Source organism: Paenibacillus canaveralius, from assembly GCF_047238265.1.
Lineage (GTDB): Bacteria > Bacillota > Bacilli > Paenibacillales > NBRC-103111 > Paenibacillus_F.
Genome location: NZ_JBDFMM010000001.1, coordinates 2,184,967 through 2,198,443, shown reverse-complemented (window position 1 = coordinate 2,198,443; position 13,477 = coordinate 2,184,967). Strand labels below are relative to the sequence as shown.

Sequence of the window (13,477 nt, the reverse complement as noted above, 5' to 3'; positions counted from 1 at the left end):
CTTCAGAAAACGGAATCTTCCGAAAGATTCCGTTTTTTCTTTTTCCTTACATACAAATCGACAAAAAGGTGATACTTGGATATAACACACATCTCGAAAAACTCCACTTCTCTTACAGGAGGAACATCATGGCAGAAAATCAGCAGACCAAGCAGCCCCGGGACGAATCCCGGCGAAAGTTTCTGAAACTGTCCGGCGTGGCGCTCGGCGGAATTGTGGCGGGCGGAGTCGTCGGCGGTATCGTCGGCAATTCCATGGCCAAGAACAAACAGGCCGCTCCGGGCAGCCCTCAGGGTCAGGGGCAGGCACAGGCGGGCAACGCCAAGGACTACAATCAGGCTCCCATGTTTTTCAATCAGGAGCAGCTGCGTATTACAGAAGCCGCGACGGAGCGCATTTTTCCGAAGGACGAGCTCGGTCCGGGAGCCAAAGAGCTGGGTGTCGCTTATTATATCGACCATCAGCTTGCCGGCCAGTGGGGAATGAACGCCCGCGATTATATGATGGGGCCTTTCTTTAAAGCCGAGGCGACCCAGGGCTATCAGGCAAGCTACAAGCGGCATGAGCTGTTTGTGATGGGCCTTACGGTCATGAACGACTACGGCAGGAAAAAGTACCAGAAAGCCTTCGCGGATCTCGCCGAAAACGAACAGGACGAAGTGCTGAAAGCGTTCGAAAGCGGCAAAGACGTGCAGCTGAACGGCGTACCGAGCCAGACGTTCTTCGAAATGCTCCGCAGCCTGACCATCGAAGGCGCTTATGCGGACCCGCTCTACGGCGGCAACAAAAACATGGCGGGCTGGAGGATGCGCAAGTACCCCGGCGATCAGATGAGTTACACGGCGATCATTGACAAAAAAGAGTTTGCCGTCATGGAACCGCTCAGCTTGCATGACCACACGAATCATTCCTGACAAGGAGGAGCAACGAAGAATGGCAACCAAACTTCCCAAAGTACCCATCCTGATCGTCGGAATGGGCTGGTCCGGCGGTATTCTGGCCGCAGAGTTAACGAAAGCCGGGCATAAAGTCGTCGCGCTCGAACGCGGCAAAAGCCGCAAAACCGAAGACTACTACATGGCTCACGACGAACTCCGCTATTCCCAGCGCTACGAGCTGATGCAGGACTTGTCGAAGGAGACGGTGACGTTCCGCAGCAGCGAGAAAGTACGCGCCCTTCCGATGCGTTCCTACGGTTCCTTCCTGATGGGAGACGGCGTCGGCGGGGCCGGCGTGCACTGGAACGGACAAAATTACCGTTTTCTGCCCTACGATTTCCAGATCCGCACCAAAACGATCGAACGTTACGGCAAAAATAAAATTCCGCAGGGCATGATGCTGCAGGACTGGGGCATCACTTACGACCAGTTGGAACCGTACTTCGACAAGTACGAGAAAATGGCGGGAATCTCCGGCGAAAAGGAACAAAACGAAATGGTCGGCAAACGTTCCGCCCCCTTCCCGACGGGACCGATGAAAAAGACGCCGGGGATGGTCCTTTTTGAAGATGCCGCCAAGAAGCTCGGCTATCACCCGTATGTCATCCCGTCCGCCAACTTGTCGGAGAACTATACGAATCCCGACGGAATCGCCCGTGCGGCCTGCCAGTACTGCGCCTTCTGCGAAAGGTACGGGTGCGAGTACGGGGCGAAAGCCGATCCGGTCGTCACGGTGATCCCCGTTGCCGAGAAGACCGGCAACCTCGAAATCCGTACCAATTCGAACGTCACCAAGCTGCTGCACACCGGCGGAAAAGTGACGGGCGTCGTGTATGTCAATACGCCTACCGGCGAAGAATTCGAGCAGCCCGCCGACCTTGTCATCCTGGCGAGTTATGTGTTCAACAACGTCCGGCTTCTGCTTACGTCCAATCTGGGCAAACCCTACGATCCGAAAAGCGGTACGGGCGTCATCGGCAAAAATTACGCCTATCAGATTACAGGCGGGGGCGCAGTGGGGTTTTACGACGATCAGGAGTTTAACATCTTCGCGGGTGCGGGCGCGCTGGGGAGCTGCTTCGATGACTTTAACGGCGACAACTTCGACCACAGCTCCCTTAATTTTCTGCACGGGGCGAACATCCGCTTTACCCAGGCCGGACTGCGTCCCATTGCCCATAACCCCGCTCCCCAAGGCACGCCGAGGTGGGGCAAAGATTTTAAGCAGACCACGATCAAATACGCCAACCGGTTCCTGAACGTCAGCACGCAGGGCGCCAACATGCCTTGGCAGCATCACTACCTGGACCTGGATCCGACCTACAAGGATATTTACGGCCTGCCCCTGCTCCGCCTGACCTACGATTTCGAAGATCAGGATAAGGAAATGGTCAAATATCTCGCCGAAAAAACGACGGCCGTGATGAAGGGGATGAATCCGACCAAGGTCGAGACGTCCAACACGATCAGCACCTATAACATCGTGCCTTATCAGTCCACCCATAACACGGGAGGCGTCATCATGGGTGCCGATCCTTCAACCTCCGCCGTCAACAGCTATCTGCAGATGTGGGATGTCGAAAATCTGTTTGTGGTCGGTGCTTCCGCCTTCCCTCACAACAGCGGATACAATCCGACCGGAACGCTGGGAGCACTCGCTTACCGCGCCGCAGAAGGAATTTTGACCTATTTGAAAAAAAGCGGCCCGCTGGTCTGAACCGTCAAGGCTTCGGGCAAGGAAATGAGGTGACTGCTTATGGACCGGCCATCCGAAATGATCGGTCATCTGGAGGAGCTGCGCAAACGGCTGATTCTGGTGGCCTCATGGTTTTTGCTGGCTCTGATCGGAGGGCTTTACGTCTCCCCCGTTATTCTAAGCGCGGTAAAAGAGTCTCCGGCGGCGCTTTCGTTTCACTGGAACGTGTTCGCTCTTCCGGACGGTTTGGCGATATACATGAAATGCGCCGTTTTGTTCGCCGTCCTGCTCACGCTGCCATTGCTTCTGTATCAGCTCTGGGCGTTTGTCAGACCGGGTCTGAGCGAGCAGGAAGCCAGGGGGACGCTGGTCTATGTTCCCGCTTCCTTCGCGCTTTTCCTGTCCGGCGCCGCCTTCGGCTACACGGTCGTGCTTCCGATGATGATCCGGTTCATGCAGACCATCAACCGCAGTATCGGAGCCGCCGAGACCTACGGCATCGACCGTTTTTTCGGGCTCGTCTTCAACGTCGTGTTCCCGCTCGGGATCGCATTCGAGCTGCCTTTGCTCGTGCTGTTTCTGACAAGGCTCGGTCTGCTGACGCCCGAAAACTTGCGTAAAACACGCAAATATACGTACATCGGACTTGCAATCGTGGGAGCTTCAATCTCGCCTCCCGACTTCTTCTCCCACATTGCCGTCACGATTCCGCTGATCGCGCTGTTTGAATGCAGCATCCTTCTCTCAGCCCGTTATGTCCGCAGGATGAACCTGTCCGCCGGACCAAGCTGAAGTCCGATTGTACACCATAACAACCGCGAAAGGAGACATACCTATGCTCAACAATATCGGCATATCGGGACTGCTCATCATCTTGATGCTGGCCCTCATTCTGTTCGGCCCTTCCAAGCTGCCGCAGCTCGGACGCGCTTTCGGGGACACGCTTCGCGAATTCCGCACATCGACCAAAGAAATGGTGGACGATGTGGAGAAAAGCATCGAAACGACAGAGCGGGATAAACAATCCTGACGGTTTGACAGGTACAACGGGAAACGGCGGCGTTTCTCCTTCTCCAAAAGAGACGCATGACGCTTTCCTTCGCCCTATGAATTTGACTTCTCAACCGGATACTTCGCGGATTACCGCCTGCTCCCATTAGAGCGGCATCGCGTACAGGAAGAGCGCCTCTCCCGCCGGAGAAGCGCTCTTTTCAAATCCCATCGGAAAAGTTGTATTTTTTGCCGGGAATCATCGACAGCCGGGAGTTTATCCTCTATAATCAGGTATAAACCTATTCCGACCTACGGGCGGCTATTATTTCCGAGAAAGAAAGAGGGATGAGAAATGGCTGAAATTCATATTCGCAACACGGGTGAACGCATTTCCGGAGAGGAGAATGTCCGGGCGTTTCTGGACCGCCAGGAAGTTCTTTACGAGCACTGGAATCCGACCAAGCTGCCTGCCGACATTCAGGAGAAATTTATTTTGTCCGACGAGGAGAAAGCTCAAATTTTGAGCACGTACGACGAGGAAATCCGCGATCTTGCCAAACGCCGCGGTTACCAGACGTGGGACATCATCGCTCTTTCCGACGCGACACCTAATCTGGACGAGCTTCTCAAAAAGTTCGAGCAGGTGCACACGCACACCGAAGACGAAGTCCGCGCCATTACGGCCGGTAAAGGAATCTTTATCATCAAGGGTTCCGACGATGTCGGTTACTTCAACGTAGAGCTGGAAGCCGGCGATGTCATTTCCGTACCGGAACACAAGCCGCACTTCTTCACTCTGATGGACAATCGCCAAATCGTCGCGGTCCGTCTCTTTATCGAAACGGAAGGCTGGATTGCCCACCCGTTTGAGGATCCGACTTTTCAGAAAGCTTAAGACGCCTGAAGCCGGACAACGGCACTTAATCTTTTCCCTCATAGAAAAAGAGAAACCCGCCGCTCGTTTTAAACGAGAGACGGGTTTTCTTTTACCCGGATATTTGAACTTCCCGTTCCGCTTCCAGAATTCCCCGGATGTCGCGAAGAGAAGTAATTTCAAACGTCGGCTTGGCTTCTCCGTTAAAGAGCATGCCGTGCCGGTTAATCCACATGTTCTTCATCCCGCAGCGGAACGACCCGAGAATATCGGTCGTCAACTTATCGCCGACCATTACACATTCCTCGGCTTTCAGACCGAGCAGCTCCATGGCGTGGTTGAAAATCGTGACGGCCGGCTTACCGTCGCCGAAATCGCCGGAGATGACGATGTGATCGAAGTAAGGAGCCAGTTCGGGGACTCCCGCCAGTTTTTCGCGCTGCAGATCAGGGGATCCGTTCGTCAGCAGCAGCAATTTGTAAGACTTCTTGAGCTCGGCGAGCACTTCGAACGTCTCTTCATAGACGATGGGACGCGATCTCCGCTCGGCGGGAAACTGCTCGGCTAGCCGCGCTCCAAGCTCCGGATCGTTAACGCCGAGAGCGGCGAGTCCGCGGGTCCACGCTTCTTTGCGGTAACCGGGCGCCAAAGCCTGCAGCTTGCGGAACTCTTCCTGCTTTCCCTCCGTAAAGTTGGCCCACAGCCCTTCAAACGGGTTGATTCCGATATGCTGGGTGAACGGAAACGTTTCGTAAGCTTCGTACAAAGCGCGTGCTTCCTTGCGCACGGAAGCTTCCAGCTCTTCGGGCTTTACATCCGCATGGCGGGCCGCCTCCTCACAGGTAGCCTGGAACGCTTCCTTCACACTCCGGTCATCCCATAACAGAGTGTCGTCCAAGTCGAACAAAATTGCTTTTACCGTCATCTTATAGATCCCCTTTACTGCCTCAGGCGGCCGATGATTTTATTGTTCATCCGTATAATGGATGGAGTCCAGCTGACCTCTTAGCTGTGATTTCATTGCTGCAATATATTCTTTACGCAATTCGTTGCGCTCCTCAAGCTCAGCCTCGGACAATCCGACGCTTTTTGCTTTGCGGGCCAACTCGTTAATGCGCTGTACTTTAAGTTGGAAATTGTCGCTCATTCGTATTCCTCCTATCCAGCCGTTCAATATCTATTACTTTGCCATCCGCTATGTGGATTGTCAAGAAGCCGTCTGACTTAAACAGACACGAAAAACGAAAAAAAGACATATCCCGCCAGGACATGTCTTTCGCAAAATAGCTATTTTGGATTTGGTTCGTCAGAGAAGCCGGATAGAGCTGACAGAGCTGCCTTTCTAATAGAAGAAAGAGTTACGGCAGCTTGATGACATCTCCCTCTTTCAGGACGTCTCCCGCGGACAAATCATTGATCTTGCGCAGCTTGTATATATACGTCCGGACATCGGAACCCTCCGGAGCTTGATTCACAGCGATACTCCAAAGCGTGTCGCCCCTCTGTACGATGACGGAAGGCTCCGCGGTCTCCTGCTTGTTAAGTGCCGAAGCCTGACGCTCTCCGGCTGCCGTGCCGTTCTCGCCGCTCGCGAACGCCCGGACCATAATACCGCAGCTGAAAGCGATGAGAAGGACAACCGCAATTACAGATGTACGAACGATATTTCGATTGGAATTTTTTGCACCAGGAACACTTGTTCTCTCCTCTGCTGTCCGGACATGCCTTCCGGCTTTGGAGTCGGAAGTACGCGCCGTTAAACGGCCGCTATTGTCGCGGGGAGCGTTCGCCTCATTAACTGCCTGAGTATGGGTTGAAGCCTTGTCTGCCGGGGACGATTCCCCGTCTTGTGTATGTAAGGATAATTCCGGATTGGCAAAGTATGCATTCATTAATAACGCCTCCAAACATTTGTTCTGTTTTGAATTTAACACGAACGAATGTTTGTGTCAACGCATTTTTTCGAACTTATGTTTGTACGAACTCCGGTTCTGTGCTATACTCTAGGTAATTTATACATATTGGAGTGATACGTAATGGGCAAGGTCTCGCAGCGCCAACTGGCCATCCTTGAATTTATCAAGAATGAAGTGAAAGATAAAGGCTACCCGCCATCCGTCAGAGAAATCGGAGAAGCCGTAGGTCTGGCATCCAGCTCGACGGTGCACGGGCATCTTGAACGCCTGGAGAAGAAGGGTCTGATCCGCCGGGATCCCACGAAACCGAGAGCCATCGAGATTACGGACGGTGATTCCGATTTCGCCCTTTCCATCGCTCAAGTCCCTCTCATCGGTAAAGTAACGGCCGGTGTGCCGATTACAGCTACCGAGAACATCGAAGACTACTTCCCTCTTCCGATGCACCTCGTCAGCGATTATAACGTCTTTATGCTCAATGTCGTGGGCGAGAGCATGATCGAAGCCGGCATTCACAACGGCGACATGGTGATTGTCCGCCAGCAGCAGACGGCGAACAACGGAGATATCGTCGTCGCCATGACCGATGAAGACGAAGCGACGGTGAAGCGTTTCTACAAAGAACGCGACCATATCCGTCTGCAGCCCGAGAATTCCACCATGGATCCGCTTTTGCTCAACAATGTCACGATTCTGGGCAAAGTGATTGGTCTGTTCCGCAATTTCCATTAATCCGGCCTTGGCAATGAAGCTGCCCGTTACGCTGAACATATAGAAGAACCCGCAGAAATTACTTTCTGCGGGTTCTTTTTTCGTGAACCGGCCCGGAGGCCGGCTTCACGTTTTTCGGAATACCCCGATCCTAAGACAGACTTGTGATCCGCCTTAGCCGGTTATTCTAGTAAAGCGTCATGTACTGCTCACGTTCCCATGCGTGAACTTGAGTGCGGTACATGTCGTACTCGATTTCTTTCAGTTCCACGAAGTGCGCCAGCGCGTGTTCGCCCAGTGCGTCGCGGATCACTTCGCTTTTGAGCAGCTCGTCAAGAGCTTCTCTGAGGTTACCCGGCAGGCTAGGAATGCCTTCCTCGATACGCTCTTCTTCGGTCATCACATAGATGTTGCGGTCAGTCGGAGGCGGCAGCTTAGTTTTGTTCTTGATGCCGTCCAGACCCGCTCTCAGCAGAACCGCCAGAGCCAGGTAAGGGTTAGCCGCCGGATCCGGGTTACGGACTTCAACGCGCGTGCTGAGGCCGCGGGAAGCCGGGATACGGATCATCGGGCTGCGGTTGCTCGCAGACCAGGCTACATAACAAGGAGCTTCGTAACCGGGCACGAGACGCTTGTAAGAGTTGACGGTCGGGTTTGTGATCGCTGCAAATGCGCGTGCATGGTGCAGGACACCGGCCATGAAGTGACGAGCGTCTTCGCTGAGGCCCAGCGGATCTTTCTCGTCTACAAACGCGTTCTCTCCGCCTTTGAACAGAGACTGGTTGCAGTGCATGCCGGAACCGTTTACGCCGAAGAGCGGCTTCGGCATGAACGTAGCGTGCAGGCCGTGCTGTCTGGCGATCGTTTTAACGACAAGTTTAAACGTCTGGATCTGGTCGGAAGCTTTAATCGCGTCCGCATATTTAAAGTCGATTTCGTGCTGTCCCGGAGCCACTTCGTGGTGGGAAGCCTCGATCTCGAAGCCCATTTCTTCAAGCTTAAGTACGATTTCACGGCGGCAGTTCTCGCCAAGATCCGTAGGAGCCAGGTCAAAGTATCCGCCTTGGTCGTTCAGTTCGAGGGTCGGGTTGCCTTTCTCGTCGGTTTTGAACAGGAAGAATTCCGGCTCGGGACCGACGTTCATCGAAGTATAGCCCATTTCCTCGGCTTCCTTCAGCGCACGCTTCAGAATTCCGCGGGGATCGCCAGGGAACGGATTTCCGTCCGGAAGGTAAACGTCGCAGATCAGGCGGGCGACTTTACTTTCCGTAACCCAAGGGAAGATGACCCACGTATCCAGATCGGGATACAGATACATATCGGATTCCTCGATACGCACGTAACCTTCAATGGACGAACCGTCGAACATCATTTTGTTATCAAGCGCTTTTTGAAGCTGACTGACCGGGATTTCCACGTTTTTGATCGTTCCAAGGAGATCGGTGAATTGAAGACGGATAAAACGGACGTTCTCTTCTTTGGCGATTCGTAGAATATCCTCTTTCGTGTAAGAAACTGTCATGAACTTCTCCTCCTCTTACCCCATGCTTTTTATTTTGGAAAAAATCGGGATAACTCACCTTGAATCAGCGATACCTGGCCCGGACGCTTGCCTCCGCCGAGCAGCTGCTGCTTCAGCATTTTGTGCAGCTGGGTGTCTGTCAGCTCTTTGCGTTTCACTTCGGTTTGTTCGGTAATGACGGTAGCTTCCTCGGAGTCTTTGGAGATCGGCAGCAGCACTTGTTTAATGCCCGCAATGTTAACGCCTTTCTCAATCAGATCCTTGATCTCGAGCAGTCTCTCCACATCGTTGAACGAATACAACCGCTGGTTGCCGGAGGTTCTGGCCGGGATCACGAGTTCGTGCTGCTCATAGTAACGAATTTGTCTGGCTGTCAAATCGGTCAGTTTCATTACAATACCGATTGGAAAAAGAGCCATATTTCTGCGGATATCATCACTCATGATCGATTCACTCCTGAACGTTAAGTTCTGATCTTATTGTAATGGAAAGTACGGAAACATGTCAAGTCATGTTAGATTAATTTACAAGAGAAAATAAAACAGACATTCCGGCGCTCTAAAACGTCGAAATGTCTGTTATTTTTCTGTTTTCGGCGGTTTGCACGCCTTTTCATGACCGAACCTCACATGGCACCTTATAGCAGGCCCCGCTCCTTCATATGCTGCAAAGCCGTCAGCACGCCCAGCTTGCAGTGGGAATAGGTCAGACCGCCCTGCATGTAAGCGATATACGGCTCGCGGATCGGAGCGTCAGCGGACAATTCCAGGCTTCCCCCTTGAATGAACGTGCCCGCCGCCATAATAACGGGATGCTCGTACCCCGGCATGTCCCACGGCTCGGGCGTCACGTGCGCATCTACCGCCGAAGCCCGCTGAACCCCCTGCACGAATGTGATCAGATGCTCGGCGCTCGTAAACTCGATCGCCTGAATCAGATCCGTGCGCGGATCTTCCGGTCTCGGACGGGTTTTGAAGCCGAGCTGCTCAAAAACCGCCGCGGCGACGACCGAGCCCTTTACGGCTTGTCCGACGAGATGCGGGGCCAGAAACAGCCCCTGATAAATCGAGCGCGTCGTTCCCAGCATGGCGCCGACCTCGCCGCCGATTCCCGGTGCCGTCAGCCGGTAGGCCGCCATCTCGACTAGCTCCTTGCGCCCGGCGATATAACCGCCCGACGCCGCAAGTCCGCCTCCGGGATTTTTGATCAGAGACCCCGCGATGAGATCCGCTCCCACCTGATTGGGCTCCAGCCGTTCGGTAAATTCGCCGTAGCAGTTGTCGACGAATACGATCAGATCCGGGCGGATGCTTTTCACAAATTCCACCATCTCCCCGATGGCCGCAACGGTAAACGAAGCCCGCCAGTCGTATCCTCTCGAACGCTGGATGCCGATGACTTTTGTTTTCGGCGTAATAGCCGCGCGGATGCCCGCTTCGTCCAGAGAACCGTCCGCCAGAAGAGGAACCTCCCTGTAACCGATCCCGAAGTCCTGAAGAGAACCGGTCCCGTCTCCCGGTTTCCCGATCACTTTATGCAGCGTATCGTAAGGCTTGCCCGTGATATAAACCAGTTCGTCTCCCGGCCGTAATACGCCGAAAAGCGCCGTACCGATCGTATGAGTTCCCGATACGAAATGAGGACGAACGAGCGCAGCCTCCGCGCCGAACACTTCCGCGTACACAAGATCAAGCAGTTCCCGCCCTCTGTCGTTGTAGCCGTAACCGGTGGAAGAAGCGAAATGGTAATCGCTTATGCCTTGATTTTGAAAGGCGGCGATAACCTTCCACTGGTTGTGGTCGATCGTCCGTTCAATCTCACGGAAGCGCGGCTGAACGCTTTCTTCCGCCTGCTCCATAATAGCCATGATGTCTGAATCAAATTGCATATCGTCCGTTCCCTCTCCCTTATTCTCCCTGCTGATCCTGCATGTCCTGCTTGTTCTTGTCTTCCTTAACCTCGTAAGGAGAAAGCAGGTACTGCACTTTATCGTAATCATCCTTATTGATGTTAACCCGGAACGTCAGAACATCTTCGTCCGCTCCGCTTTCGGCCACGTCGCCGATCCGGTACACGAGAGCGATGATATCTCCCTTATCCGCAGGAATGCGGAACGTGCGGCTGTCGCCCATAAGCGTTTCCTGAATGAGCAGCCGTACTCTTTCCTGGTCTTTCTCGTCATAGGCGGAAATCCGCAAGTGCGGCAGGTTCGTCGTGAGCATCTGCAACTCCTGCTCCGTACACAGGTCGATCTTGTTGAAAAGCACCGCCTGGGGTTTGCCGCTCGCCCCCAGTTCTCCGAGCACTTCATTCACTACGCGCATTTGCTCCTCGCGCATCGGGCTGGAGCTGTCCACGACATGAAGCAGAAAATCGGCCTCGCAGGCTTCCTCCAGCGTCGCCCGGAATGCCGCCACGACATCGTGAGGCAAATTCTGGATAAAGCCGACCGTATCGGTCAGCACGACTTCTTTGCCGCTCGGAAGCTCCAGCGTGCGGGAGGTCGGATCGAGCGTCGCAAACAGCTCGTTCTGGACGTACACGTCCGCGTTCGTCAGTTGGCGCAGCAGCGTCGACTTGCCCGAGTTTGTATACCCCACGAGGGCAACCTGGTAGACGCCGGTTTTGCGCCGGCGTTCGCGGTGCAGCGTGCGGTGGCGGACCATCTCCGAAAGGTGCGCCTTCAGCTCGCCGATGCGGCCGCGGATATGACGGCGGTCCGTCTCCAGCTTGGACTCGCCGGGCCCTCTCGTCCCGATGCCTCCGCCGAGACGGGACAAGTTTTTCCCGTGTCCCGAAAGCCGCGGAAGCAGGTAGCTCAGCTGTGCCAGCTCCACCTGCACAATCCCTTCGCGGGTACGTGCGCGTCCGGCAAAAATATCGAGGATGAGTTGTGTCCGGTCGATAATTTTGACGTCCAGCGCTTCCTCCAGGTTGCGCACCTGCGCGCCGGAAAGCTCCTGGTCGAAGATCGCGGTCGTCGCCTCATGCTCGTCGATCAGCGCTTTCAGCTCTTCGACCTTGCCTTTGCCGATAAACCATTTCGTATCGGCGCTTTCACGGTTTTGCGTCAGCGTTTCCAGCACTTCGACGCCGGCCGTTTCCGCCAGCTGGATCAGTTCCTGGAGCGAGTAAGCCACGAGTTCTTCGTGTTTTTTCATATTATCCGTGACCATACTTACAAGAATAGCCCGGTCTTTCATTCCGGTTCTGACTTCATGACCTGTTTGTTTCATGCAGCGTCTCCTTCTGGGTATATGTATCCGCCATGCCGGCGGGAATTGTAGGCTCGTTGGAGGATCTAAAACATCATTATCTCTCATTATTACCTTTTTTACAAAGGTATTCACCAATTTCTTTTACGTCCGGCGAACTCCGTTCCTTCCGCGTTTTTTAAAGGGACCTTTCCTGCGTCGTTCAGGAGCGCGCAAAGCCGCTTTAAACAAAAAAACTCATCCTTTTTGGATAAGTTTTTAGCCTAGGCAGAACGGAAGGATAGCCCGTAATCCATTATCCGTGTTCCCAGTCCGATTAGGGGTTTTCCATTTTTCGTTTTCGGGTTTCGGGTTTTCCGTTTTTCGGGTTTTCGGGTTTTCCGTTTTCCGTTTTCGTCCACCTTCATTCCTTTTCCCGTTCAGTCCGCGCATTTCATGCGGGTTGCCGGCTCCGCCGCCCAAATGCCTGTGCCTCTTAAGCTGTTTAAGAAACGCCGTATTCCATCTTAAGTTTGTTTTCCGCCGCCGTCACATCCTGAGGCAGAATCTCCATCAGATCCTGCTTGGACGGCTTTTTGTACCGGCTTAATAACCGGACCGCCTGATTCCGTATCGACTTCTCGATCACATTGCGCACAAAGCGCGCGTTATTAAAGTTAAGGCTCGTTTCTTTCTCCATAATAATGATGTCCCTCAGTTTATTGACCGATTCGAAACGCATGGTGTAATCACGCTCGTTAATCATCAATTCCGCAATTTGAATAAGCTGATCCACATTGTAGTCCGTGAAATCAACTTGAATCGGAAAACGCGAAGGCAGCCCCGGATTCGTCGATAAAAAATAATCGATTTCATCCGGATATCCGGCGAGAATCAAAATAAAATCATTTTTATGGTCTTCCAGGCTTTTAACGAGACAATCGATCGCCTCCTTGCCGAAATCCTTCTCCCCGCCCCTGGCCAAACTGTAGGCTTCATCGATAAAAAGGATGCCGCCGAGCGCTTTTTTGATCAAATCCCTCGTCTTGATAGCCGTATGCCCGATATATTCTCCGACCAGATCCGCACGCTCCACCTCGATCAGATGGCCTTTGCTCAGAACCCCCAGACTCTTGAACAACTTGGCCAGTATTCTCGCCACCGTTGTTTTCCCGGTCCCCGGATTGCCCTTAAAAATCATATGGTATACTTGTGAATTATCTTTAAGTCCGGCTGCGCTCCTTAGCTTGTTGATATGCAGCGTGGCGTACATTTGATAAATAAGATCTTTCACTTCCTGCAGACCGATCATCGTGTTCAGTTCCTTCAATGTTTCGTTGAACGTTTCCGACTGGATATCCAAAGTCGTACTTTCCGTTTCCTGTATAAGTGGCGCAGCCTCTTGACTGTTGAACACAATATTGATCTGCGAATTGCTCCTGACCGTGATTCGTCTTGAAGTTGCGTCCATTCTCCTCACCTCTTTCGTAATTATATGCAGAGAAGGAACGGGGTCATGCAACAAACTTGGCGTCGGGACAGGCGCGTTATTTGAGATAACAGCGGGCTCTTTGCCGTACCTCATTTCCATTGTTATATTTTGGAATATATGGTAGTGTCGCTTTATATCTAA

At 53.2% G+C, this 13,477-nt stretch carries 14 protein-coding genes; 6 read left to right on the top strand and 8 right to left on the bottom strand.

Annotation, left to right across the window (positions count from 1 at the left end; all coding sequences use genetic code 11):
* The first annotated feature begins 128 nt into the window (after nt 1-128).
* From ABC395_RS10385 to ABC395_RS10365, 5 genes are all read left to right on the top strand, one after another.
* Nucleotides 129-914 (top strand): gluconate 2-dehydrogenase subunit 3 family protein, encoded by a 786-nt coding sequence (locus ABC395_RS10385; protein ID WP_413002768.1) that lies wholly within the window; start codon nt 129-131, stop codon nt 912-914.
* A 19-nt stretch (nt 915-933) separates the two neighbouring features.
* Nucleotides 934-2,655, top strand: coding sequence for a GMC family oxidoreductase (locus ABC395_RS10380; protein ID WP_413002766.1), 1,722 nt, complete (start codon nt 934-936; stop codon nt 2,653-2,655).
* 39 nt (nt 2,656-2,694) lie between these two features.
* A complete protein-coding gene (gene tatC, locus ABC395_RS10375) occupies nt 2,695-3,426 on the top strand; it encodes a twin-arginine translocase subunit TatC (RefSeq protein WP_413002764.1) in 732 nt (243 codons plus the stop codon).
* A gap of 43 nt (nt 3,427-3,469) precedes the next feature.
* Nucleotides 3,470-3,664 (top strand): twin-arginine translocase TatA/TatE family subunit, encoded by a 195-nt coding sequence (gene tatA / locus ABC395_RS10370; RefSeq protein ID WP_217556517.1) that lies wholly within the window; start codon nt 3,470-3,472, stop codon nt 3,662-3,664.
* A 315-nt stretch (nt 3,665-3,979) separates the two neighbouring features.
* The gene (locus ABC395_RS10365; RefSeq protein WP_009674340.1) at nt 3,980-4,522 is read left to right on the top strand and encodes a 1,2-dihydroxy-3-keto-5-methylthiopentene dioxygenase; all 543 of its coding nucleotides are present in this window, start codon (nt 3,980-3,982) and stop codon (nt 4,520-4,522) included.
* A 91-nt stretch (nt 4,523-4,613) separates the two neighbouring features.
* On the opposite strand, the gene ABC395_RS10360 is transcribed toward ABC395_RS10365, so the two are convergent.
* The 3 genes from ABC395_RS10360 to ABC395_RS10350 form a co-directional block, all read right to left on the bottom strand.
* Nucleotides 4,614-5,426 (bottom strand): HAD family hydrolase, encoded by an 813-nt coding sequence (locus ABC395_RS10360; RefSeq protein ID WP_413002761.1) that lies wholly within the window; start codon nt 5,424-5,426, stop codon nt 4,614-4,616.
* A 39-nt stretch (nt 5,427-5,465) separates the two neighbouring features.
* Nucleotides 5,466-5,648, bottom strand: coding sequence for a DUF896 domain-containing protein (locus tag ABC395_RS10355; RefSeq protein WP_103994908.1), 183 nt, complete (start codon nt 5,646-5,648; stop codon nt 5,466-5,468).
* A 211-nt stretch (nt 5,649-5,859) separates the two neighbouring features.
* Entirely contained in the window at nt 5,860-6,393 is a 534-nt protein-coding gene (locus tag ABC395_RS10350; protein ID WP_413002759.1) for a LysM peptidoglycan-binding domain-containing protein, read from the bottom strand.
* A 144-nt stretch (nt 6,394-6,537) separates the two neighbouring features.
* Here ABC395_RS10350 and lexA point away from each other — a divergent pair, with 144 nt between their 5' ends.
* Nucleotides 6,538-7,149, top strand: coding sequence for a transcriptional repressor LexA (gene lexA / locus ABC395_RS10345; RefSeq protein WP_413002757.1), 612 nt, complete (start codon nt 6,538-6,540; stop codon nt 7,147-7,149).
* A 166-nt stretch (nt 7,150-7,315) separates the two neighbouring features.
* Here lexA and glnA read toward each other — a convergent pair whose 3' ends face one another.
* The 5 genes from glnA to ABC395_RS10320 form a co-directional block, all read right to left on the bottom strand.
* Nucleotides 7,316-8,650, bottom strand: coding sequence for a type I glutamate--ammonia ligase (gene glnA / locus ABC395_RS10340; RefSeq protein ID WP_413002755.1), 1,335 nt, complete (start codon nt 8,648-8,650; stop codon nt 7,316-7,318).
* A gap of 29 nt (nt 8,651-8,679) precedes the next feature.
* Nucleotides 8,680-9,093 (bottom strand): MerR family transcriptional regulator, encoded by a 414-nt coding sequence (locus ABC395_RS10335; RefSeq protein ID WP_009674344.1) that lies wholly within the window; start codon nt 9,091-9,093, stop codon nt 8,680-8,682.
* A gap of 194 nt (nt 9,094-9,287) precedes the next feature.
* Nucleotides 9,288-10,538 carry a methionine gamma-lyase family protein gene (locus ABC395_RS10330; RefSeq protein ID WP_413002753.1) on the bottom strand — a complete coding sequence of 417 codons (1,251 nt, stop codon included), beginning with the start codon at nt 10,536-10,538 and terminating at the stop codon, nt 9,288-9,290.
* Between the two features lie 19 nt (nt 10,539-10,557).
* Entirely contained in the window at nt 10,558-11,886 is a 1,329-nt protein-coding gene (gene hflX, locus ABC395_RS10325) for a GTPase HflX (protein WP_413002751.1), read from the bottom strand.
* Between the two features lie 463 nt (nt 11,887-12,349).
* Nucleotides 12,350-13,315, bottom strand: coding sequence for an AAA family ATPase (locus ABC395_RS10320; RefSeq protein ID WP_413002750.1), 966 nt, complete (start codon nt 13,313-13,315; stop codon nt 12,350-12,352).
* Between the last annotated feature and the right edge of the window lie 162 nt (nt 13,316-13,477).

Excerpts from the sequence above, each read along its gene's own strand:
- ABC395_RS10355 (WP_103994908.1), bottom strand. The coding sequence starts at position 5,648 with ATGAGCGACAATTTCCAACTTAAAGTACAGCGCATTAACGAGTTGGCC.
- hflX (WP_413002751.1), bottom strand. The coding sequence starts at position 11,886 with ATGAAACAAACAGGTCATGAAGTCAGAACCGGAATGAAAGACCGGGCT.
- ABC395_RS10320 (WP_413002750.1), bottom strand. The coding sequence starts at position 13,315 with ATGGACGCAACTTCAAGACGAATCACGGTCAGGAGCAATTCGCAGATC.
- glnA (WP_413002755.1), bottom strand. The coding sequence starts at position 8,650 with ATGACAGTTTCTTACACGAAAGAGGATATTCTACGAATCGCCAAAGAA.
- ABC395_RS10335 (WP_009674344.1), bottom strand. The coding sequence starts at position 9,093 with ATGAGTGATGATATCCGCAGAAATATGGCTCTTTTTCCAATCGGTATT.
- ABC395_RS10385 (WP_413002768.1), top strand. The coding sequence starts at position 129 with ATGGCAGAAAATCAGCAGACCAAGCAGCCCCGGGACGAATCCCGGCGA.
- ABC395_RS10350 (WP_413002759.1), bottom strand. The coding sequence starts at position 6,393 with ATGAATGCATACTTTGCCAATCCGGAATTATCCTTACATACACAAGAC.
- tatA (WP_217556517.1), top strand. The coding sequence starts at position 3,470 with ATGCTCAACAATATCGGCATATCGGGACTGCTCATCATCTTGATGCTG.
- ABC395_RS10330 (WP_413002753.1), bottom strand. The coding sequence starts at position 10,538 with ATGCAATTTGATTCAGACATCATGGCTATTATGGAGCAGGCGGAAGAA.
- tatC (WP_413002764.1), top strand. The coding sequence starts at position 2,695 with ATGGACCGGCCATCCGAAATGATCGGTCATCTGGAGGAGCTGCGCAAA.
- ABC395_RS10365 (WP_009674340.1), top strand. The coding sequence starts at position 3,980 with ATGGCTGAAATTCATATTCGCAACACGGGTGAACGCATTTCCGGAGAG.
- ABC395_RS10360 (WP_413002761.1), bottom strand. The coding sequence starts at position 5,426 with ATGACGGTAAAAGCAATTTTGTTCGACTTGGACGACACTCTGTTATGG.
- lexA (WP_413002757.1), top strand. The coding sequence starts at position 6,538 with ATGGGCAAGGTCTCGCAGCGCCAACTGGCCATCCTTGAATTTATCAAG.
- ABC395_RS10380 (WP_413002766.1), top strand. The coding sequence starts at position 934 with ATGGCAACCAAACTTCCCAAAGTACCCATCCTGATCGTCGGAATGGGC.